We start from the raw sequence: 21692 nt of genomic DNA, 5'->3' as shown, positions 1-21692 counted from the left end.
GATTTTTGACCAACTTCCTATAGCCACATAGAAACTCTCTCAAGCGCTAGCATGGCTCATTTGCATCAGGGACGCGCCAGGTAACTAAGCGCGATAGCAAGAAGCCACTAACCTCGTGACACTATGCCAAAGCTGAGGCACGATTAGCTCGCCCAAGCACCATCATGCTCGCCTACCAGGCGGGGCCTTTGGATGCACGGAGCGCTCAATTCCACATCAGCTATATCACGCAAATGGAGTTCACATGGCTGTAATACTGAAACGCTCAAACCTTCAAATCGATGTCTATACCTACACCTGGACTCGAGATGAAGGCGACTCGCCTTATGCAGGTATTAAAGATCGTCAGCAGGTAGACAAGGACGAAGGCTACGAAGTCCTTTATTTCTTGGAGCAGCTTATGAACAAGCACGGCAAAGAGAAGCTTGTACATGTCCATGCTGCCGAAAATGCACTTCATAGCGATGATCTGAGCAAGGTTACCGACCGGGCAGAACTCACCGAACAGGTCGAAGAAATTCTGGGCTGGTAAACAGAAGCTGCCTCGCCATCAGCGGGGCATCCTGCCCACGACCGGCAGAAGCACCACCACTAAGCGTTGGCGCAAAACCGGACTCAGGAGTAACCCTCCATCTCAGGGCTCCGAGCAGTAAACAATGGGCACAAAAAAACCGCCTTTGAGGGGCGGTTTCTTTGAACATTTTACTTTCACAGGAGACGGTATTAGCCGTGTCGCCGAGGTGGAGTCCTGCACTCTTAGCTCGACCATGTGGGCAAATTATATAGAAAAGGTGCCACGCGTGTCAACCAGATTGACAGGACTTCAATTTAACGTTGCTCGACTCAGGCGCGATCCAACTCTCGCTGAACCTCAAGGCCTTCATCATAGTCCAGCTCCCACTCTGATGCCCAACGTTTTGCGAGGTTGCCCGCTGTGGTGACCGCGTCCAGGGCAGCTATGGACGCCTCCAGCTCCCGATTGAGGCGGTCAACATCCTGCTGGAGCTGATCAGCTTTGATCTGCTCCTGAAGGAACTGGTGGTAGGGGACATAGTTGGTAGCACCCACAGCGTGCAGCAGAGCCTCTTTGAAAAGCTTCTCTTCGCTCCGCGCCAGCTTAACCGTGTAGCGCACGTTGCGAATGGGGATGCTCGTTCCGTAGCTCAATGGAGGCAAAAGACGCTGAATAGAAACGGATTCTGTTCTGCCGCACAGGACATAGCTGGACTTGCCACTAAATTTATAGCGCGGCATTTTATCCAGCGTGGCCTGAGATATCTGGAAGATCGATTTGTCATCCGGCGATGGAGTGACGGATGTCACAGGAGCAACCTGAACAAGGTTTGGCGACACAACCTTCACCACTACAGCCAATCGACGCTTGTACATCTCACCAGCAAGAAGCGTGTCGCAGTAACGCTTATTAGTCTTTGTGCTCGCGTCAGGCCGCCCTGTGTGCTGGACAAAGCCATAATCGACCTCAACCAATGTTCCAGGCCATAGCAGTCTCTTCAGCGTCTGGTTTTTGTCCTTCTTGAGCGTCTGGTAAAGGAAAACCTCGCTGGAAACGTCTACCGGCCTGATAAAAATCGTAAAAATAGCCGGTGCTACCCCGTTCGCGGGCGTACTGGTTACCGATACCAATTCCCAACGATGGTGCTGGGAGGTAGAAAAGCACTTAGTGACGAAGATCGGGGGGGCCTTCTTACCTGGGCGCGGGGTGGGTAGGCCGGGGATGAGTGCTTCGCGAATATCTTCGTAGGATTCAGTTCCCAGCAGGTTAGGCACTTCACGGCCTGATGCTGGGTCGATCACAGTTTCAAAATAGCGAACGATGATCGTCTGCATTAAACATCCTGTAGGCACGTCAAAATCGTATTTTGACGTGTTGGATGGTCAAGTGGAAGCCTGACAAAGATTCCTAACCCAATAGTTCGATGGCGATTCCCATTGAATCCGCTCCGGCACTTGACTCCGCTGGGGCACGGCTGTAGTGAACCAAACCCCGGCTGCGCCAGGTTTTGGCCCTCCCGGCTTTCATCCTCAAGCCTCTAGCCTCTAGCCTCTAGCCTCTAGCCCGTCGAGGGCCGGCGCGCTTCCCTTGCGCTTACAAGAAATCAGAAACGGCTGGTGGAGCAGCGCGAGGCAGCAATGGCCATGTGCGCTGGGCCCTGCCCATGGCTGAGAAACCAAATCGGATTACTTGCACGATAATTATCATCTGATCAACGAACATCTCAGTGCCGCATCAACCAAACCAAAACCTGAGGTTTCCCATGATCCGTAAATCTGCTTTCACTGGCTGGTCTGCCCTTAAAGACTCTTACCACCTGCAGCAAGCCCGCGAGAACTTCTCCGAGCCTGACTACCTGAACGCTCTCGCTCAAGCTATTCAAGATGTAAAACCAGGCACCTGCTTCCGTGACGCCATGCGTCAAGCCATCACGGTGGACGAGTACACTGTCGGCGCGCTCGGCGGTCAGGAACTGGGTAAGCGGACTCGGGCAATTCTTGAAGATCAAGCTGCCGCCGTCCCTATTCGGTAATCAGAAATGGAAGAAATAATGAACGACAAAGGACAAGATAGGCTTGCCCAAGGATTTTTGGCTCGTAAAGACCGCGCTGTTCAAAGCATCCAAGAAATCCTAGGGCTCGATAAGCAAGCCTATCAAGACTGGCTTGATAGCATGCCCCCAGAAGACCGCTCTACCCACGACGAGGAAGTCGGACGGTACATGGAGCTTTGCACGATCATGTATGCAGTGCACCCGCAGTGGTCGAGCCAGCTTCTACTAGCTGCGCCAGAGGTTACACCAGGGAAGGATCAGGCCAGCTACATCGGCCCGCTGGGAAAGTTTCTGGATGGGGCCATCAAGGATGGCAAGCCTCTAGCTCAACATCTGCGAGACGCATCTGATCATATTTCCAAGCTGAACGAAGCAAGGCGGCGCTTCCTCGTGGAATTACTGAATCAGCTGCGTCCGCATGAACGAGTGAAATACGGCGATCTCCTAGCTAGCTGCGAGGCCATGCTGAGCGCTCTTCCTAACATCAAGCTCGGAGAAACCGTAGAACACCTAGATCTGTGTTGGAAATTCCGATACGAAGACATAAACGAGCTGCTGAAGCATGTGCCTGTCTTTGACGTCCGAGCAGAAGCCAAATGGCGACACCAACGGGTCACAGTTAAAAGCAGGGAAGCCGTTAGGCGCATCCTCAAAGATGTACAGCCTAGCAAGGACTCACTCGCTGCCAAGCTGATGTTGGCCAGCATGCTTAATCGTTATCACTGGGAATTTCTGGAGCTGGAGCGCTATGAAGAGATCGCAGTGCCAAGTCTGCTCCGCTTGATTGAAGGGCTACGAGCGGCAGGAGTAGAGCGTGTCCCAGCTGACCTCGAAGAGGAGAATTTCAGGGTTTGGCTGATGGATTGCTTTTCTGGCCCTAGCTTTGGGGAGGAGCAAGCTTGGCGCTCACTGAAGGTCATGCATCTAGACCGGGCTTACGATCAAGCAAAATGGATCATGAGCTGGGAAAGAATCGATTTCATCAAGCACCAAGTAAGTGAGAGCGAGCTTCAAAACATGTGCGTCTTGATCTTGGTCTGGAGCTACTGCTCTCGCGAAAAGCATGACATCAGGATTGCTGACATCAAAGACTACGACCTCGTGAATATGCGAGAGATCCAGAGTGGAGAGCAGGTGCCACTGACCAGGATCAAGTACCAGCAAAGACAACTGAACACAATGCTTCGCAGCCTTCAGCATGAGTCGCTGGATCCCGAGAAGGTCTGGAGTCACACTGACAATAATAAGGATTTGCGAACCCATCGAATGCAGTTCATTCGATCAAACTTTAAGCTCAGTACCTTGAGCGAGTGGAAAGCACTATCAAAATATGCAGCTGCAGTCGCACTGTTCAGGGTTTGAGCTAAAGCCCCACATCAATCGCCTTTGTTTAGAACTCACCAGGGTAGTAATCCAGCAGTAAATGCTCCACTTTTCAGCTCTATAGCTCGGCTGCCTTACAGGTTTTGGCCCCCACATCCGAGGCACTACGTAGGGTGCTGTGCTCTTCCCCGCGACCATTAGCGGCCACCACCTGTGATAGTCCGCACACGCGACGGTTAGAGCGCAAAAAACAAATCGGAAAACCTGCCTGATTGGCGAAAAATATGTTGTTTAAATACGGTTGCCCTGAAAAAGGAGGGGGCAACCAATGAGTAAAACTGCTCTAAAAACAATCTTGCGGGATGTGGTCGTTGCGGTCTTAAGCGCCTACATCGCTGCACTGCTGCAGGCTGGTGATCAGCCGAAATCCGACGTTGATCGACCGCCCCAGTTGATGTACGTCCAGCACCAGGAGCCGGCATATGCCGGCGATCAGGTCTTGGTGACGATATGATGGCGGACGACCGCACTACGCGGTCGCCGGCATCTTGTCGAGGGAGGTTTTGCTGCCAACGCAAAACTCGCGATTGCCCGAGGAAGTGCTGCTGAGAGGGTTGTCATCAATTTTCTTGGCAACAACCCTTCTCCTCCATCAGGCCTCTAAAATCGGAGGCTTCAGCCTTGGGACTTCAGCCGCCAGGATCTGGTTGAACGTGAGTTCACCAAACAAAAGGTTATTGCCCTGCCTTCTGATCGAATCAAAATGCCCATTGATATAGGTTATCTCGTACGGCGCCACCATTCCTTCTCCATACACCTCAACGGAGCCTGTCGCAGTAGTGAGGCTGCCTTCTACCTTGAAATGTTTCGGTGCGATCAATAGCGATGTGTCGGCGAACGACAAACGCAGCGAGCTACCTTCTCGTTCCTCTTCCCGACCACTGCTGTCAGTGACGAGGTACGCGGACGCCTTCGCCTCAGTAATGAAACCATCAAGGTCATACAGCGGCTGTATCCATTCTTCGATGCTTTCCATCAAACCGCTCAGTTGTGCTTCCCAAACGAGCAGCGCATCCCTCGATGCAATGTTGGCTTGATTCCGATATTCGATCTGTTTTTGTGCGGCGATCTTGAGGGCGTTCTGGATGGCGTTCACTTATAAGTCCTTTTTAAGAGTAATGGGCATCCTGCTAGGAAGCACCAACCTTGCAAAATACACAGTGGTATATCGGCCAGCTACCCGGTGGGCGGGCTCGAGTTAAGCACTACCTGAATTAAATATGCTGACTGGTCAGCGGCAAGGAATCAAAGCTTATCTTCACCGCGAATCCAATGGTGGTCAGGCACGATCATAGTTCCGATAATTCCATCTGCCTGCTTACTCAAGATGTCCTCCTGCTGAGAGATTGCAAGCACGAGCATCTGAATTGCAGACCTCGCGACTCGAAGCGCACCTAGGGTCTCGTTAATAAAATCTGAGTGATTGAGATGCTCGACTTCAGGAGCTTGCCTCGCTCGCGAGGGATCTCCAAAGTCATGAAGCACTACGAATCGATGCGTACCCGCGTTCCGCAGATCCTTCTGTGAGCGGAGAATTCCCTCGTTGCCATCATAGTCTTCTGCCAGCTCAGCCAAGCCGTACAGCGCGTACACGCCTGCACGAATTAGTACCTCTACTTTTTTTGCGAGCGGAGTACCTGTTTTCTTGTCTGCGGAATCTCTCCATAGCCTTCCGAAACTTACTTTTTTGGGAGCTAATCCAAGCTCGAAATAGTGGTTCGCCGTTACGGCTACCTTGTCGAGCAGGTCAAGGGCTGTTCGATGTGCCAGCATAAGTGCCGAGGTGTCAGGGCCGTACATTGCATAATCGAGCGTGTCCGCAAACTGTCCTGTCCTCGGCCAAACGCTTGCATCACTTGCACGCCATGTCAAATCTCGGGCTAACAGAAAATCGCTCTTCAGCAGATTGAACATGGCAAACAATGGCGGCGGGCTCCCTCCCATATCTGTCTCACGCTCGAGAATTCCTGGAAGGGTAAGCCAATCTAGCTTGCCCAAGGATGGATCGACGAGCTCGACAGTTGGGGCTAACGTCAGGCGCTCCTCCTCCACCCATTTGATGAATGGGTCTATATGCTCAGGCCGCGATGGCGGGTCACTTAACTCATCTGCTAGCGCTTCAACTTTGGCCGCTACGCGTGCGCCGGCGTACTGGACGATTCGCTCCTTATTTAGAAGTGCCTGCCTGGCTAGCATCACGGCCTCCATGCGTGTCAATTCAGAGTAGCCGCCTCGGTGGAAAAGCCACATCAGACCCAATGCTGCACAAAACGCGGCGACGCCATTCGTGGGATCAACCTTCAACGCTGAAAGACGTGCGTCATGGGCCTCAGAAAGCCGGTAGGTTTTTTCGAACAAATTAGCGATGTTCGTCCAAGCCTGCGTGCGTAATTCCATATCGGCATCCAAGTCTTGCAACACCCTCCAATAGCATTGTCGGGCTTCACCTCTGTAGGCGCGAGTCTGTTCCTGATGATCTAACCATTCGGAATTATGGAATCCACAGTTTGCGGCTTCCACGAGACCGTTTGCTAAGTTGTAGGTGATATCTGCCGTCGGATATAGGTTGTGAAGCTCGCGGTAGAGCTCAAGGCCCTCATCAATTGCATCCTGGCGCCCAAGCGAGGCACCGGCATTAACTAAAGTGGCCGCACGCAGGGACATCATATTTAGACGATTCGGCCCATCTAGAAAGAGTTCACGAGCTTCTTGTACTGCGAGTGTGGGATCAGCATCCACCAGAGAATTGAGGTGTGATGAGAGCTTCGAAAATACGCTCAACATAGTTAATGCCGTCCTTCAAAAGCAGCGATTCAGTGATGTGATGCTCCAAACGGAGGTGTTTTGCTCGCTCAGTCAGGCTATCGAAGGAACCATCTCTGGATTCCTGTGATTTTTTCCAGCTGTTCAAGACGAAGAGTATTAAGTCGTCCCTGCGCCCCAAGCCCAATCAGTGCCAACCACAACCAAAATCTCAGAAGTCAGAGACCGTGCTCGGAATGCAGCTTCGACCGAGGTGCGGATATCATCTCGAACAGCACCCGCGTCCTTACCAGTAAAGAAACCCATCGCAGAGGTCGTAGGGATCACTACGTTGTGCCCCTTGTCTCCCGTGATTACCTTCGCAAGACCGATTCGCTGAAGATCCGCGTACGCGTTCTCGTAATCCTTGGCCGAGGCGTTCTTCAAATCAAACGTGCAGTAGACCAAATAGCTCATAGCGTAAACTCCTGGAAAACTAACACCCAATAAAATGGGGCCAGCCCATAAACAAGCTGGCTTGCCCATCAGTCAAAAACCTGAGTGCGAGACTCGATCTACTGGGTATGGCACACCGAGGAGCATGTCCGGCAACCGTTCGATTGTCGGTAGGTGTTGCGAGCCTGGCGAACAGCAGTCGCACAGGTGGTGTGGTAACCAAGATCAAGACGGTTGTGGGCTGCTGGCAAGTAGATGCACGTACTGGTATGCACCTCGTGGTCACCGTTGGTCTGTGCGTTGCGGTTGACGAAATACTGAGCCATTTTTACTTACCCCGTTCTTTGTTCGATTGGGCGAGTACCGAGGCCGCGAGGGTCTTGGTGGTGGCGTTGTACTTGTTGCTGTCGAGGACGTGACTGGCCTTCGTCTCCATTTCAGCACCGGTTTGCTTACCGCTGGAAACCTGAGCCATTGCCGAGCCTGCCAGTTCTTTTTGAATGGCTGAGGAGCTGTCGCTTCTCAGGGTTTTGGCAGCCAGGCTGGCGACTGAAGCCGAGGTTTGTTTAGGGTTTTTAGGCACGATTAGGTGCTCCTGTAACTATATGAATATCAAGTAGGCAGGAACGACCCTTGAGCGGAAACCCGAGCTGAATGGTTGACATCCAAAGTCGGTTTTTCTCTAATGCGCGTCCCACCAGTGTTTGCATTGGTTCAGGGATAGGCGGGTATGTGTGCGCGGCGACCAAACTTTGCACGCATACCCGCTGTGTTCACTGAAACCTCAGCCTCCCGCCAAAAAACACAACATGTAGTGCCGATGTCGAGATGACCTACAAGATAATGTGGTCACTTTGACATTGCAAGATGGCAAAGCTGTGGATAAGTTGTGGGCAAACTGTGCGTTGGATCCATTTTTATCCTGTATGGATGCCCAGGCCTTCTAAATCGCGGGCTACGACCTTGCAGACCAGAAACAACTTGAAACACTCTCCCTTCGTGTGGCCGTTTTCTCCTCTGAAACAGCGCTCTCAGCAAATGTAAATGACGGATTTGTGGCGCCATTTCTTTTCTTTGGCAACTTTGGCGTTGCTCTTTTCCGACCACTTTTAAGTCTTTGTATTTGCAGTGTTCGAGTCGTGGACTACTGCTTGATCCGACATTAGAGACCGGGAACCATTTTCTAACGCCCCGGACAGCTATGCCTGATGCAGAGCATTTGACTAGAGATCTGAGAAATGGAATTCTCAAGACTCGGAAGGCATAGTGCCATCACACTTAATGGGCAAAGGAAGCTAAAGTGAAGAAGTTAGAAGAGGTTGCGGAAGAGTTTCGCAACCTGGCCCGTGCAGACGTTTTTAAACTCATGGCCAACGAGGAAAGCGCTGCAAAGTCGTTTGAAGAGTTTGCAGCCAAGCCCGATGAAGAAATTGACTTTGTGGCCCGAATCAGCGGCGTACCGGAGCATCAGTTTCCTGTGTACCGAGCGATGATCAGGCGTCAAGAGAATGAATACTTCTCCAAAATTATCGAGTTTAGCGGGATTCTCCAGAGCGGGGACGTCATCCTTGTTACCGGTAAGAAGTTTCGATCCAAAGCCTTGGTGGCAGCCCAAATCCCATTTTATTCGAAAGCGAGGGCGAGCCATGTGGCTATGGTGCATGCAGACTTCGTTTGCATCGATGCCAACCCAGGTGTCGGCGTTAAGCACCGTACGATTGCCGAAGTGCTGAGTGACGTCGAGGATAACTGGCGGGTCATCCGATTCAACGCGGTGACTGAAGATGATAGGGATCGCATGCTCACGCGCTGTGCATATTACCTACAGCAGCCATATAGCATCAGACCTACCAATGGGGCCGGCATCAAATTCTCCTACTGCTCGGAGTTAGTCAGCAAGGTCTACCGGGACAGCAAGGTTCGATGCATCAAAATCCCCCAAGGAATTTTGGTCAATCCGTGTCATTTCGACAAACTCGCAGACAAAGGCGAGGTGTGCCAGGACATAACTGAAACGGTGCGCCCTTTTCTCCCGTTCTTTCAGGAGTATAAGGAAATGATGGCAATACAAGCTCACACGCTGATAGCTGGTCTGAAGCTGAACCGCTATCGAGACAAGCAGCGAAAAGATCTTTTGGCTAAGGTGCAGGCCCAAGCTCGGGTAGGAAATCTTCCGCATGAGTCGCTGGTCAAGGTTGCGCAGGGTATCCAGAACATGGAAGAGAAGATGAACTTCAGGTTCTGGGACTCTATCAATCGTTGATTATTCATTCATGTGCTAGGCGTGAACAGTCTTTGATCGAAACATCTTTCGCATTCCGCCCGTTTGGCCTAATGGCCTACTTCTGACATCAGGGTCTCATCATGAAAGTTTGAAACGCCTCCTATGTGGAATCGAAAGGCTCGACGCTCTGCTCAGGGGCGACTTCGTAGCAGGCGTTTCACCTACATCGATTTGATTGAGACCACTTCCACATACTTGTATTTTTTCTTGGCAGCCTTCACAGCCTCATGCTCAGCAAGCAACGAACTCAACGTGTCGGCCTCGTGGATTAACTCGTGCATCTTCCCCTCGAATTCGTTTCCAACCCGAAGCGTAACCCTCAGCCTAGGCGTGAATGATTTCGCCGCTTTCTTCTTAGGCGAAGGAGTTGATACCGGCTTGGTAAAAACGACCTCTGGCGCCGGTTGAGGCGTTGGAGCCGCAGGAACCTCTTCGGGCTCAGTCGCACCAAACAATGCGCGACGCATTTCTTCTTCAGTTAAGTCAGAACTCATGGAAGATCTCAAAGGGGTGGTAATTATCTCGACAAATTCCACCAGGATTGTTGCCGACCGGTATCGTAGGGGAGCCTGCCTAGACGTCAAATTCCCAGTTCGATTTCAATACAAGAGCCGCGCAAGGCTCGCGAAAGCTGCACCTTTGGCAGGAGGGTGATGAGCCCATCAGCTAAGTTGCTAGCGTGACGAGCATACAGTGTGACTGTGCCCGCATCCGGCGTTCGACCTGGTACGACAGCACCCACCCTCTGCTGGGCAATTTTAAGAATATGCAAGACTTCCTGGCTGGCCTCATTGTTGGACAGATGCTCAACGAGTGGTCTGGGCGGAGGGGCGGAACGGCTCCACATATCTATTACCGCTTGAAGCAGGCCGTCTGAGCCCAAATGCTCCAGGGCCATCTCCCACAACTTCCCCTCCTGGGCGATATCCAGGCGTGCCCTACTCATTGCGAAATCCTAAAAGCATCAAGCTCATTCCTGATTGCAAATTTTACCCAGCTTTCGGCGAAAGCGACGCTCATATAGCTGGGTTGGTCGCAGAGGACGGGGCGCGAATTCTACGTTGAACGGCAGGATATTAGATATTCAGAATCGCGGAAGGATGCTGACTTGGGCACGTAACATCAATCGCTCGCCGCCCGGATGGGAAACACGGCGATTGAACGCAGTCTATTTCGTAGGATGAAAGAAGCTACGAGGAGAAATAGAGCCATGCCCACCACATCGGCCACGAAATGATCATACGCATTTATGAACGGAATACCGTTGGTGGCAGGATCAACGAACATTTCATTTCCGACGGAAAAAAACAGCGTGATCACTACGCCGATCCAAGGAGTCCAAGGGATCCCCTCGTTAACGTCTCTGACAATGGAGCGGAACAAAAGCCTGGCGAATGAAGATGGCCACCATAGGAGGGGAATTTTCAGCGCATTGCGAATGACTTCAGACAACTTGGGGCGCTGCAGCTTGGCAACAGTGAATCCGAAGTAGCTGAGCGCAAGTGGAAATGTGAACCCGAACAGCGCATGACAGACATTGTAATTCCAGCCTATGACATCGAAAAGGCGGAGCTGGATGATCCAGAACGTGATGGATATCGCGGTGAAAATCGCGATAGGAGTGAGGATTTGAAAGCGTTTTAGAAGCATGGATTTTCCATTATGCGGGCAGGATATCCATTCAGGGTACGACGCGGTCGACAGTCTTCTCAACCGAACCCGGCGCATTTACTCACTACGGCGATTAGCAAGGCTGCGTCGGGAATATTCACCTGCATTGAGTCTGCCTTCCGGCGATTCCCCTCCCCGTCCGCGCATGGTGAATTGACGGAGCTTTGCCTCTAGCTGATCGCTGGATCTTCTCGCTCACTACTCACACCAAATCCCGGATGCCCTACAAAAAAGTAGAATTAAATACTTGGCTTTGGATGGCAAAAACGAGCCGGGGCCTACGGCCCCAAATTGACAAGTAGATTACAAGGTGCGGAGGGGCAACCCTAAGCGATTGTATCTGCTTGAGAGTGAGCTTAAAAAGCTGTCAGATCGAAGAGGTCACATCGAAAAAGCTTTCGGCAAACCTGCCTAACTCCTACAAGGAAAAATATGAAGGTGCAGGCACTGCTGCTTTTCTTTTGAGTTCAAAATATACATCTCCGGTTTTGAAAAACCGTTTCAAGGGAGAGCGTTTTATGCTGTCGCGTATTCGACACAAATGTCGCCCAAGCATAATTTTCTCTATGCCTGCATTGCGCCTATTGGAAATCTAGGCTCGTTGAGCGATGAGCCAGCCCGGTAGTAACGAAGGGCTTACTGGAGGCGATCAGGCGTTGGCAGATACGTGTCTCCCGCGATGCGCATGAACTCTCGCAGGCTACGGCGCCCGACGTCCCGCCTGAACGTCGCAATGACGTACTTCGAGTTGACCGTGTTGATCACCCAAAACCTACCTTCCTTCGTAACGGAATGAATGTCCGATGTCCGAATCAGCCTACCATCTGCAAATCGTTCGTACGGCCCAGGGCAAATGTGACTGAACACCACGCCAACGGCGCTGCATGCATGGATATGGACATTCACCAGGTAGGCCGTGACCAGCCCGTCGTAGTCTTGATTCACTGCTTTGGCGATGCGAAGAAGGTCGAAGTCCGAGTAGCGCTTTTCGTGTAAATCGACTGCGACGGTATTGATGTCGTCCATAGCTACAGAGCCTCCGACGCTGAGGCTACGCCGGTGGTTGCAGCACTGCGCCGATATAGCTCCCTGACCCCAACCAAGGCATCGACATCGAGGTCGCGCTGATGGGTATTGACGTACACATCACCACTCTCGACGTGCAGAACACAGATCGGCACTTCTGCCTGGTTGAACCCCATGGAAAGCGATTTCAGCTTTTCCATCTTCCAGCCTGACCCTTTGTTCATCCATGCCGGGGTAACGACCTGGACATCTTGAATGACCATGCTCTCGTCTTGGGAGACCAGCAGCTCCACCAAGCGAGGCTCATCGTTCAGCATCTCTTCATAAGCTACGAACCGTCCCTCATGCCGGCGCTTGAGACTGACGTGATACCAATGAGTAACCAAGGATCGCGACATGGCGTGGAAGTGAGCGAGACCGTCCCCGAACATACCCACCGGGCCGGCCTGGTCTTGCATGCTAATCCTGAACATCGTGCATCTCGTGTGGAGCAGGCCTGCTTAGCGCCTGCGATTAACATAAGCCGAATATTGTCTTGAGCGATGCGGTCATCTCGCGCCCTTTGCCTACCAAGGCGTACACCGTATTCCGGGTCTCGAACAGGCAAACGCCGTCGAACGACTTACACAGGGTCGAGCGTACCCAGCCCCCTGGAGGGAACCGGCCCTGGCTGTCGTAGGTCACGCAATGGGAATAAAGGAACATTGTCTGCAGGCCTATGGCGCGCACCTTGGCGAGCGATTCAGGAGGCTCGTCCACATGAAAGATCAGCCAATCCTCGACCAAACAGTACGGTTTCCGACCGAAACGATCCGACACCAATGCCTCTATTTCGGCTTGAGGTAGCTCTGTTCCAAAGGACGATATCTCACCCTCGCGGAGCAACTCATGCTCCGAAGAATTACCCATAAATTGATGATCCTCATGGTGCAAACCCAAAAATCAGGCTCTGCGAACACGTAAAATACCGGGCAACAAGCCAGGAATCCCATCGATATGATTATATGCATTTGTGTGGGATCTATCAAACGCGTCATACCGTCTCTTTTTTGGAGAGGTAGGTTGGATGTCCCTGCGGAAGGCTTATGCGGCGACGCTACAGTGGCTGAGGATTCGAAATGGCTTATCGCAAGCAGACCTCCAGCATCAAGCTGACCAGGCTCACATAAGCCGCTTGGAGGCTGCGACGACGACACCGACTATTGATCTGAGTGCGGATCTGGCGCATGCGCTGGGCCTAACGCCTTTGTCGCTGCTCACTCTGGTGGCCGCAGCCGATGAGGGGAAGACAGCACGCTCTGTCTTGAATGAATCGATGATAGAACTCATGCGGTTAGGAGTTCTTGATGAAGCGCTGCCTGCCGAGCCGCAGAAGATCACCACACCACAGAGAATCGCAGCCGCAGAAAGGCTCGAGGCAGTACGCAAACTAAAGGCAGAAGGTCTTTCTCAGGCAGAGGTCTGCCGGCAACTGGAATTACCCAGAAGCACTGTTGGGCGCCTGTGGCACGTTGACGATTAAAAGTCCCCCTTGGCTCAAAATGACAGAGGCACGGGTGTCACTGATCAATAAGCCAAACTTCTGGCCATTCTTACGATGCTTTCCTGTATCCATTGCTCCACGATGGGCCGTGTGGCAGGGATGAAAAGTCGTGACTCACTAACGATCTTTTCACGGCGCATAGGCATCGAATAGCTGCTGGGGGCAGTCGCTGGCGGCTCCTCTATCTTCGCCATGTCTAAATTCTTCAAGGTAATGCGATACCATCCGCTGTTGAATCCGGACACCTCGAAGCAGGACATGATTAGCTTTGATAGGTTGGTCGGAGACACGAAATAGAGACCAGCCGTACGCCCCTCGACTGGCACACTTGCGTCAGTTTCCAAAAGGACGAGCCCGTCGTCAAAAACGCGCCAAGACGTATCTCCGGACTTCAGTCCTGTGAACAACTTGTCATCCCAGTCTTCGTAACCTTGCTTGAACTTCGCCAAGCCCAGGTTATGGAAGCTATGGAAAATCTCATCACGGCGTAGGGCCGCTCCGTGCACAGCGTGCTGCTCAACGGGCTGTGGCAGAAATGCGAACTCAAGCTGTGGCGCATAGGAGTGACCGCCGTAGGAGCGAGAGCTTGATGCCTCTGTAATGCGCTCGTGAAAGGCTTTCTCAGAAATTGCGCTTTTGGATTTCTCCATTCTACTCAGGCCCTGGACAATAGCTTTCAACAGCTCTTGGGGGTCTGAGAATGAGGCTCTGAAAAAACCTTGTTTGTAGTCAGACACCTCGTTGACGAACACGGCCTGCTTCGCGTCAAAGTCAGTCTGCTGGATGAAGACCAGAATCGGTTTACGCTTGCTCACTGCCTGGTGGAATTCTTGCTGCGTAACCGAGAGACCTGGCTGAGGTTCATAGCCGTAGTTAGCGCCAAGAATCAGGATATAAACGTCGCACTGATCGACCTCTGTCAGGCAGGCGTGCTCCGAGGAATAGGTTCGCGCTCCGAAGTGCTCGCTCATGACCGGCTTCATGTCCAGTGTCTCCACCGCGTCTTTGGCGGCGGCTCTGAACTGCTCGAAACCTCTTACTACGGAGCTTATGAACACCTTCATCAGTGCATCCTCTGAACGCTGGCATATGTGTCCTTTTGGACTGTAACTAGGTGTGATCGTTGCAGATTGTCTCAATGGTGAACAGCAGATCAGACACCGTATCGTTTGTTACCGCCAGAGGTAATGCAATATCGACCACCGCGAGGCCCGATACACACGTTCCCAGAGGAACAAGGGCAGGATGAACCGTAAGCTGGGGCCTGTTGACGAGCAGGCTGTTTCGGCTGAATCGCTGGTCTTAGCCTCAAAACGACGTAGCAGTCTGAGCCGCTACACAGGCTTTTGGACGAAAGCCACTTTGAAGGTTGACCATCAATGCTGATGCGCGCCCAATCCTTTCGGGTCTCAAAAACTTGAACCTTCTCCCCGCGCTTCAGTTTTGAGATGACCTTTCCGCCTGGTTGATCCCGGACATTGAGGTTATCAGCGCTCACGAACTGCTCAGTTGCGGAGGTCGGCGTGGGTGGGGATGGAGACGTCGGCGTGGTTGATACTAGCGTGCTCAGAGCGCTCGGCTCTACCGGGGTTTGAGGCGTGTCTTTTTTCCCCATTGCCCACAGGACGGCAAAAAGAATCAGGAGCGGGATAAACCACGACTGGGACTTTTTGCGCATATCCATTGCTCCCGCTTAAAACGCAATACGCCGGCTGCCATGCAGATCTGTCCTTCGGACTACTGCGAGCTTAGCCAAGCTTCCATTTTTTGCAGCTTGTCGGGATCTAAAAGTTTGGGCCTTCCCGAATTTAGGATCTCAAAAAGCCGCTGCTTCGTTTCGGAAGAGGGAAACCAATCAGCGACCTCGACGTTGCAGTGCTTAGAATCACTTAGCACCCATTTCATCACCATGTCAGCTACAGCTCTGTAGTGATCCGCCATGAACAGCCTTTTGCCGTCTTCTGACCAGCCTCGCATCGCAAGCTTGTCGGTTACGTCGATGACTCCAGCGTCTCCAAAGAAATCGGTCGTATCTGGATAATGAATACCTGCCAAGGACACTTTCGCTACGCCCGAATCGCGGTCGAAGTAGGACAGGAAATGCCATCCGCCAGTGATGCTTCCAGGGTGCGGAAAGTTGATCGCAGCCTTGCCAGTGATGTAATGCGTGCGGGAAACGCGTTTGAGATCAAAATCGAAAAGCGGCTGGGTCATGGGAGTTTTTTGAGCCGGGCCAGCCCCTGTTTGATATGGCCAGCGTTCTCACCAGTTGTGTAAAGCGTGCCACGAACGTTGTCGCCAACTTCCGCATGTCCTTGGGCTTCCACCTGGAGGGTTAGCTCCATGAGAGCAGCCTCAAGGGCGAGCTGATTTTGGTACATCCTTTCCAGCACATCTGATAGCGAGTATTCACTTGCCATTTTCCTTCTCCCTGAAATCATCTGAGCATATGTGTTCTGGGACGACCTAGGGTATCAAGCGCATCTTCCGTAGTTTGCCCCAACACAAAAAAAATGGTTGATCGCTCGCTTGGTAGGCGGTTGAGCCCATTGCACGGCTTTTTGACATATCCGTCACGACTTCGATTGGTCGAGTAAGGTCTGCATCGGTATTCGTTGAGGATATCAAGCAATCCACAGGCAAATTGCTGCCTAGCCGGATTGGCCAGAGCGCACTGCTAAATTTTCTCAGATAAGCCCTCGCAAGAGGGATCATCATCCTTTACAAAGAAAGTCATAGCCGTCCTGGACTGTAAGCAGTTCTCGGCTTGTTCACTTATGAGTGATCGAGCGTAAGGATCAGCCCACATCTGCATCACACCTTCTCGTCGAAATACTTCAAGCGGCAACGGCGTTGTAGCAAAAGGGTTGTGATAGATACGCAGCCCATCGGTGATCCCTTCTGAGGCTTCGTTGCCTCTGGACACAGTGCGCTTCATCTCGCCATTCGGTAGCGACCAGACAGACGATATGACCGCATCCGGATTTCCGCACATGGCATCTACTTTTCCCCAAGTGGCCAGATTACTGAATATCACGGCGCTAATGTGGCTGAAGCGCAAGCAATCGAAAAACCCCAGTTCGATTTCAGCACCGTTATCTTTCTGTACGCTTCCCAAAGATTTCCCCTCTAATCCGTTAGGAAAGCGCTCCGGATTAGCCAGGTATTCCGCTTCATCTACGTAGTAATCGAATAGCAGGGCTTCGATAGCCCGGTAAGCCTGGAGGTTGAAACCCGGCTGTTCGAACGGAGCTACTGCTAAGACAAATGGGCGTCCTTGGACATGCGGATGATGCTGATACTTATCTTGGAATTTTTGTGATTTGCTCATGAACGCGTTGGCCAACCTGATTATCGCGACCCGATTGAGCTCATTGAAATCAACGTCTTCAAAGAACTCCGCTGTCATGGGCCTACCCCACTCCGGGGTAGCGTCAATGGAATGGTTGGCAGTGGTTGCTTCCACCGTAAACGTAATGTCTGCTGACGAAACTAGGAAATCAGGGGCTGGATAAGTCCAGTCGAAAGCAAAGCCATACTCGCGGAACACTGCGTGAAGATAGATTTCCCAAAAGCTTGAGTTAAACGTGGTCTGAAACTCACGTACGAATTTGTTATCCCTGTCTGGAAATCCATCAAGCCAGCGTTGCAGCTCCTCTCGCTGGTAAAGCCTGCCGGGTCGTCCGTCAGATATGGTGCGAAAGTGTGGATGAAGCCTGTCCTGTTCGTACAAGGGCTTTAGCAAGTCCATTTCGGCCTCCCGGTGTGCAGAATCAGGAATGTTTACATTCTAGTTAAAGCGTATTTTCAGGCTACTTCGACCGAAGATCACTTCTCACGTACCTCGCAAATCTTTCTGAGTTGAAGCTTGTTCGGGAACGCCAACAACTTGCGCTGAACGAGCCTCCTTGGCCTCTTTGAGCCTCTGCTCAGCGTACATAGCCGGATCATCATCTGGCAGCGGGTAGCCTGCAGCAGATAGAGCTTCGGCGCGCTCTTCAATGAGCAGACGCTCAAGATCGCGAACCGTTTGGTAGGCTCTGCCTAGTACGCGTCGAGTTGTGTCCATTCCCGGCTCCCCAGAAGGCTGATGAATAAGAGCGACTAAATTACTTTTAGAACGATAACAGAACGCTTCGAATAGCGATGCCGAGCTCCGAATCATGAGGGTAGGATGCGTTGCGATCTATGCTTCCCATAGGCTCAGACACCAAGCAAGCGGAGCGCGCAGGCGTGAGGGATGCGAGCCCGCAGGGACGAGACACGCCTTGGCGGGGCTCGATTCACAGCAGCCTGACGCCGCAGGCGGCACGCCATCAACGCCAACAAGAGGTAACTCAAATGCCCGACGATGAACTCCGCGAACTGGAGGCCAAGAGACGAAAAGCTTTGTGGATGCTTGCGAACATATCTCCAGGCGATTCGAAGGCGTTCGATCCCTTATCCATTCTTGATGACCTTGAACTTCAAGAGCGAAAAGACTCCCCTCATGCTGACAAGGCACTTGAGCTCAACCAGCTTCGGGATTGTGTCACCGTGCAGTATCACCACTCCGGAATCGACATCATTTTGGAGCAGACTATCCCCCAGCCCTGGAGGGAGCGCTTCAGTCAGGCGAGTATCGGGTCGACCAGATTGTTAGATGGGCCTTACGCTGCGGACTGGTATAAATTCCTGGCTTGTTGGGAATCAGAGATGCAGCACCTCGAGGCACACAGAGCTGCCAGCAGTAAGCCCAAGCTGGATTGATGCAGACGGAGAAAAGACGTGGAACGAGACAGCGATGACACCGTGTATTGCGATATCCAAATGCCGGTGGCTCAAGGGCGGGAGCTATTGACGTTAGTGAATGTCCTGCGAGAGTCGAAAGCTCATCCAAGTCTCGACAGAGTTTTTGAACACATGCAGTACGAGCTCAGCACGTCGATTGATATAGTCGAAAATCCGCCGACTTGGGGCCTTTGGCGCGAATGATTCCCTCATCACGGTGTTACTAGCCAATAGCAAAGCCGCTATATAACGTCGAGGGTTGGATTTCGAAAAATTTATTTCTGGCGTCTATGGTCGGCATGGATGTGCGCAGGAATAGCGTCATTTTTTGGCCATCTACCAGAAGGTTAAAATAGGGTTCGCTCGGCCTTACCCTAACCCGGATTTGTGCTCTGCTAGCACCATTGGAAAATTTTCTGAACGTTTTGATATAGAACGAGCCGTTAAATAAGTTAACCGATGCAGTTCCAAAAACAATGGTATTGCTCCAGTTTACTGAGCTGATATCCTCCCCAGCGTGACTCAACGGAACGAATGCATCAAAGTAATTGAGCGGCTCATTTTCTATATAGAGCTGATGCTCGACTCGTTCGTTCATGCTCAAAATTCTCCAAGCATCGACAACTTCCTGTAGCGTGCCAGGGTGGATTGCTGGAGAGCTCTGAACCTGTTGAGCAAGCGCAAGCATTTGTGCTCGCGTAGGCATGGCCTTTTTTTTCGTAGCAGGAACTGCGCCTAAGTGGCTTGGGATGATCGTGGGTGCTACTGCCATTGCAACTTTTTTTTGCTCTCCCTGTACATTGGAGTGCTCAATGGATTCCTTTTCATTCTTACATCCCGTGACATGCCTGTTTGGCGCCCTAAAAAATTTGTTGTTCCTTTGCGCTGGGACGACCTTTTCCAAGCAGTTCTGCTCAGGACAAAAATAATAGAAAGTGGAGTTGTCTTTTGCGTACTCTGCCGACACGTTGGCGCCCACCTCCCAGCACACTGCGGTGGTCATCAATTCAGAGCTCATATTTCATATTCCCTCATTCGTCCGGAAACTCATCCTATCCACAGTGATGGCCCATGACTATCTGTGGTTTTCATCTTGTCCTGAAATGGAGAGTGAATTAAGGGGCTATTAAGGTCGCGTCAAACTTGAAGAGCTCATTACTGAGCTCGCGACATTTACGCTAAGCCTGCTTAGGCTCAGGAGGATGCGCGTTCCGAGCGCACTGCAAAGCTAAGCCGTAGGCGTCTGCGAGGTGAGGCGCAATACAGCCCTCCATGCTTATGTGTTGTGTCATCACGTTGGAATGATCTGCGTCATCCAATTTGCGATGAAAAATCAGCCAACTGTGCAGGTGCGGAGTCGTCTGCGTGGGATGACTCCCAGCTGCCGCCGAAAGCTTTCTAGCACCCTGATCGTCGGTCATCACAGCCAAACCACGACTCATGGCGAATGCGATAGAGGACAACTCCCCCTTTCCAAGACGCCTAAGGTTTTCCAACCTACTGATGGCTTGAAGATCATCGAGACTGCAAGCATGTACCGGGAACTGGCCCTTTTCACGCGCATCAATTAGTCGACGCTGCAGCTCGCGGCCAGCGTCGGTTGGTGATGTGCGGGGCTTTACTAGACACTCGTAGTTCACGAACTCCGTGACGCAGAAGTGGCATTGCGCAGCCAGCGCAGCGCGGTACAGGGTGCTAGACGATAGGACATTCCATACCGAACAGGTGTCTGTCACATTGATCAAATGGAAGCGGGACGGGTCAATGGCCATTGGAGGATCTTCCATAAAGGCTGAGCAACTCTTGAAGCCCTCCCAAGTCACAAAGCAAGGCTTCAGCCAGACGCCCCTGGGTTATGACGCCACGACTCTCAGCGTCCAGACATAGCGCTACGTAACTATCAGATAGCCCCTTCTCCAGTAACCTGGCCTTACGTTCACGTTGATGCGTCGTCAACTGAGCCGGTAATTCGGGATCAATCTTAAGTTCTCTCGGCACGCGGTAAGACTTTATTCGCTGCAATGCTAGCCCGCTAATAAGTCCCTCGGACTTCAGACCTATGCCCAAGGCAACGCAGCTGACACGCAATTGATTAGCCCAATGCTCGGTATTTGCCTGCGTCCATTGTTCTGGGTCAGGGAGCTGTCGAAGGAACTCTGGAGGCATTAAATACCGGGAAGCAAAAGCGTTTGCTCTCACTTCTACAAGATCATCCTTAGCCGCGCGGGAATACGTGATACTGGGGCCAGTTTGCGCGTCAAAAAGAGCGTGAGCAAACTCATGTGCGGCGCTAAACCGTTGCCGGTATACGTCTTCGCTGTAGTTGACCAGAATGCACTTCCCAGCCGTAGGGTGAGCTAGGAAGAGCCCTGATATGTTGGAATTGCCAAGCTTCCGACGAAATACGTGCACGCCGGTCTGGCGAATCTCTTGGTACACATCCCGAGGAACGGCATTGCTAGCGTGCTGGTTGAAGCGGCGAAAGGCTTCAGCCGCTCGGATCCCATCATTTTTAAAATGCCCGGAAGCCTGGGGCGCGGGAAACTCGAGCTGCCTTGCATTAAGCTCTCTCATCAAGAAGTCTTCTGTTTCGCAGAGGTACAGGAATTCCTGCACAGATCGTCGATCCTCCTTGGTGAATTCAGCGCCGTGCCTGCGATACAGGATTTCGGTCTGTTCAAAGGGGGCGAGTTGCTCGTTCGAGATGAAGAATTTGAAGTTGCAGTGGTATAGGTCGGCCAGGATAAGCACTTCATCACCCGTAGGCGCTTGGGAGCCAGCTTCAACTGACAGCAGGCGCTCAAGGGGGATGCAGGTGGCTGCACTTACCTCCTCCTTGCTCATCGCGAGCTGCTCGCGATACCGAGACAGCTTTGAACCCAAAACAGTTAGATTCATTGCTACACCCACTCTCCTGATCGGGACGGCCTGATCCTAAATGTATTTGGCATGGCCTGGCTATAGCCCCACCCGATAGGCCAGGTCAGCGGCCAGCTATCAGAACCTGGGCAAATAGCGTTTGCAGTTCGACTGGGCGGTAATCACTCCGCCTGACGCATCTCCGCCGTCACCGGAAAATCAATGCAAAGAACCAGCGGGTAAGCGGAGCGCGCAGGCGTGAGGATGGAAGCCCGAAGAGCCGGAACCTTGGCACCGACAGGGCTCGGTACACGACAGCCGCTCCCCGTAGGGACACGCCCCAACCGAAAGCGCAGGGTCATCAAAGCTCCGCATCCCATGCATCCATAGC

Annotated in this window: 26 protein-coding genes and 1 pseudogene; 8 read left to right on the top strand and 19 right to left on the bottom strand. The window is 52.2% G+C overall.

The window, feature by feature from the left end; translation table 11 throughout:
- The first annotated feature begins 244 nt into the window (after nucleotides 1-244).
- On the top strand, nucleotides 245-532 hold the full coding sequence (locus H097_RS19495) for a hypothetical protein (protein WP_032861774.1): 288 nt from the start codon (nucleotides 245-247) through the stop codon (nucleotides 530-532).
- 311 nt (nucleotides 533-843) lie between these two features.
- Here H097_RS19495 and H097_RS19490 read toward each other — a convergent pair whose 3' ends face one another.
- Complete coding sequence (locus H097_RS19490; RefSeq protein WP_032861772.1) at nucleotides 844-1848, bottom strand: hypothetical protein; 1005 nt, start codon at nucleotides 1846-1848, stop codon at nucleotides 844-846.
- A 428-nt stretch (nucleotides 1849-2276) separates the two neighbouring features.
- Between H097_RS19490 and H097_RS19485 the strand changes: the two genes are divergently transcribed.
- From H097_RS19485 to H097_RS19475, 3 genes are all read left to right on the top strand, one after another.
- Nucleotides 2277-2546, top strand: coding sequence for a hypothetical protein (locus H097_RS19485; RefSeq protein WP_032861771.1), 270 nt, complete (start codon nucleotides 2277-2279; stop codon nucleotides 2544-2546).
- An 18-nt stretch (nucleotides 2547-2564) separates the two neighbouring features.
- Nucleotides 2565-3929, top strand: a complete 1365-nt coding sequence (locus H097_RS19480; protein ID WP_032861769.1) for a hypothetical protein — start codon at nucleotides 2565-2567, stop codon at nucleotides 3927-3929.
- Between the two features lie 289 nt (nucleotides 3930-4218).
- Nucleotides 4219-4404: a hypothetical protein gene (locus H097_RS19475; protein ID WP_032861768.1), complete on the top strand. Its 186-nt coding sequence runs from the start codon at nucleotides 4219-4221 to the stop codon at nucleotides 4402-4404.
- Nucleotides 4405-4542: 138 nt separating this feature from the next.
- Here the strand turns inward: H097_RS19475 and H097_RS19470 are convergent, their stop codons facing one another.
- From H097_RS19470 to H097_RS19455, 4 genes are all read right to left on the bottom strand, one after another.
- Nucleotides 4543-5046, bottom strand: a complete 504-nt coding sequence (locus H097_RS19470; protein ID WP_032861766.1) for a hypothetical protein — start codon at nucleotides 5044-5046, stop codon at nucleotides 4543-4545.
- A gap of 149 nt (nucleotides 5047-5195) precedes the next feature.
- Nucleotides 5196-6734, bottom strand: coding sequence for an LA2681 family HEPN domain-containing protein (locus H097_RS19465; RefSeq protein ID WP_032861765.1), 1539 nt, complete (start codon nucleotides 6732-6734; stop codon nucleotides 5196-5198).
- A 138-nt stretch (nucleotides 6735-6872) separates the two neighbouring features.
- Nucleotides 6873-7169, bottom strand: coding sequence for a hypothetical protein (locus H097_RS19460; RefSeq protein ID WP_032861764.1), 297 nt, complete (start codon nucleotides 7167-7169; stop codon nucleotides 6873-6875).
- A gap of 307 nt (nucleotides 7170-7476) precedes the next feature.
- Nucleotides 7477-7731, bottom strand: coding sequence for a hypothetical protein (locus H097_RS19455; RefSeq protein WP_032861763.1), 255 nt, complete (start codon nucleotides 7729-7731; stop codon nucleotides 7477-7479).
- A gap of 717 nt (nucleotides 7732-8448) precedes the next feature.
- On the opposite strand from H097_RS19455, the gene H097_RS19450 reads away from it, so the two are divergent.
- Nucleotides 8449-9411 (top strand): YiiX/YebB-like N1pC/P60 family cysteine hydrolase, encoded by a 963-nt coding sequence (locus H097_RS19450; RefSeq protein WP_032861762.1) that lies wholly within the window; start codon nucleotides 8449-8451, stop codon nucleotides 9409-9411.
- 182 nt (nucleotides 9412-9593) lie between these two features.
- On the opposite strand, the gene H097_RS19445 is transcribed toward H097_RS19450, so the two are convergent.
- From H097_RS19445 to H097_RS19420, 5 genes are all read right to left on the bottom strand, one after another.
- Complete coding sequence (locus H097_RS19445) at nucleotides 9594-9926, bottom strand: hypothetical protein (protein ID WP_032861760.1); 333 nt, start codon at nucleotides 9924-9926, stop codon at nucleotides 9594-9596.
- Nucleotides 9927-10554: 628 nt separating this feature from the next.
- Nucleotides 10555-11082, bottom strand: a complete 528-nt coding sequence (locus H097_RS19435; protein ID WP_032861757.1) for a hypothetical protein — start codon at nucleotides 11080-11082, stop codon at nucleotides 10555-10557.
- Between the two features lie 657 nt (nucleotides 11083-11739).
- Complete coding sequence (locus tag H097_RS19430; protein WP_032861755.1) at nucleotides 11740-12129, bottom strand: hypothetical protein; 390 nt, start codon at nucleotides 12127-12129, stop codon at nucleotides 11740-11742.
- Between the two features lie 2 nt (nucleotides 12130-12131).
- Nucleotides 12132-12602, bottom strand: coding sequence for a hypothetical protein (locus tag H097_RS19425; RefSeq protein WP_017337051.1), 471 nt, complete (start codon nucleotides 12600-12602; stop codon nucleotides 12132-12134).
- 40 nt (nucleotides 12603-12642) lie between these two features.
- The gene (locus tag H097_RS19420) at nucleotides 12643-13038 is read right to left on the bottom strand and encodes a hypothetical protein (protein WP_032861754.1); all 396 of its coding nucleotides are present in this window, start codon (nucleotides 13036-13038) and stop codon (nucleotides 12643-12645) included.
- 157 nt (nucleotides 13039-13195) lie between these two features.
- Between H097_RS19420 and H097_RS19415 the strand changes: the two genes are divergently transcribed.
- A complete protein-coding gene (locus H097_RS19415; protein WP_032861752.1) occupies nucleotides 13196-13651 on the top strand; it encodes a helix-turn-helix transcriptional regulator in 456 nt (151 codons plus the stop codon).
- A 44-nt stretch (nucleotides 13652-13695) separates the two neighbouring features.
- Here H097_RS19415 and H097_RS19410 read toward each other — a convergent pair whose 3' ends face one another.
- From H097_RS19410 to H097_RS28240, 7 genes and pseudogenes are all read right to left on the bottom strand, one after another.
- Entirely contained in the window at nucleotides 13696-14736 is a 1041-nt protein-coding gene (locus H097_RS19410) for a DUF4062 domain-containing protein (RefSeq protein ID WP_032861751.1), read from the bottom strand.
- A gap of 89 nt (nucleotides 14737-14825) precedes the next feature.
- Entirely contained in the window at nucleotides 14826-15287 is a 462-nt protein-coding gene (locus H097_RS27905; RefSeq protein ID WP_082445644.1) for an SH3 domain-containing protein, read from the bottom strand.
- Between the two features lie 122 nt (nucleotides 15288-15409).
- Nucleotides 15410-15886 (bottom strand): hypothetical protein, encoded by a 477-nt coding sequence (locus H097_RS19405; RefSeq protein ID WP_032861750.1) that lies wholly within the window; start codon nucleotides 15884-15886, stop codon nucleotides 15410-15412.
- Nucleotides 15883-16092 (bottom strand): hypothetical protein, encoded by a 210-nt coding sequence (locus H097_RS19400; RefSeq protein ID WP_032861749.1) that lies wholly within the window; start codon nucleotides 16090-16092, stop codon nucleotides 15883-15885. Before H097_RS19400 ends, H097_RS19405 begins: the two co-directional genes overlap by 4 nt.
- 46 nt (nucleotides 16093-16138) lie before the next feature.
- Nucleotides 16139-16309, bottom strand: a pseudogene (locus H097_RS28865) (NAD-dependent dehydratase); the annotation flags it as partial.
- Between the two features lie 40 nt (nucleotides 16310-16349).
- Entirely contained in the window at nucleotides 16350-17423 is a 1074-nt protein-coding gene (locus H097_RS19395) for a hypothetical protein (RefSeq protein WP_032861748.1), read from the bottom strand.
- 84 nt (nucleotides 17424-17507) lie between these two features.
- Nucleotides 17508-17741, bottom strand: a complete 234-nt coding sequence (locus H097_RS28240) for a hypothetical protein (protein ID WP_229752364.1) — start codon at nucleotides 17739-17741, stop codon at nucleotides 17508-17510.
- Nucleotides 17742-18013: 272 nt separating this feature from the next.
- Here H097_RS28240 and H097_RS19390 point away from each other — a divergent pair, with 272 nt between their 5' ends.
- The gene (locus H097_RS19390; protein ID WP_032861954.1) at nucleotides 18014-18421 is read left to right on the top strand and encodes a hypothetical protein; all 408 of its coding nucleotides are present in this window, start codon (nucleotides 18014-18016) and stop codon (nucleotides 18419-18421) included.
- Between the two features lie 18 nt (nucleotides 18422-18439).
- Nucleotides 18440-18646, top strand: a complete 207-nt coding sequence (locus H097_RS28860; protein ID WP_032861746.1) for a hypothetical protein — start codon at nucleotides 18440-18442, stop codon at nucleotides 18644-18646.
- Between the two features lie 19 nt (nucleotides 18647-18665).
- Here H097_RS28860 and H097_RS19380 read toward each other — a convergent pair whose 3' ends face one another.
- The gene (locus H097_RS19380; RefSeq protein ID WP_032861745.1) at nucleotides 18666-19460 is read right to left on the bottom strand and encodes a hypothetical protein; all 795 of its coding nucleotides are present in this window, start codon (nucleotides 19458-19460) and stop codon (nucleotides 18666-18668) included.
- A 743-nt stretch (nucleotides 19461-20203) separates the two neighbouring features.
- Nucleotides 20204-21340, bottom strand: a complete 1137-nt coding sequence (locus tag H097_RS19370; RefSeq protein ID WP_032861742.1) for an XRE family transcriptional regulator — start codon at nucleotides 21338-21340, stop codon at nucleotides 20204-20206.
- Nucleotides 21341-21692: the final 352 nt, after the last annotated feature.

This window comes from Pseudomonas sp. FH4 (assembly GCF_000510915.2).
Lineage (GTDB): Bacteria > Pseudomonadota > Gammaproteobacteria > Pseudomonadales > Pseudomonadaceae > Aquipseudomonas > Aquipseudomonas brenneri.
Note: the sequence above shows the minus strand (reverse complement) of the source record. Positions and strands in the feature narration are given on the sequence as shown.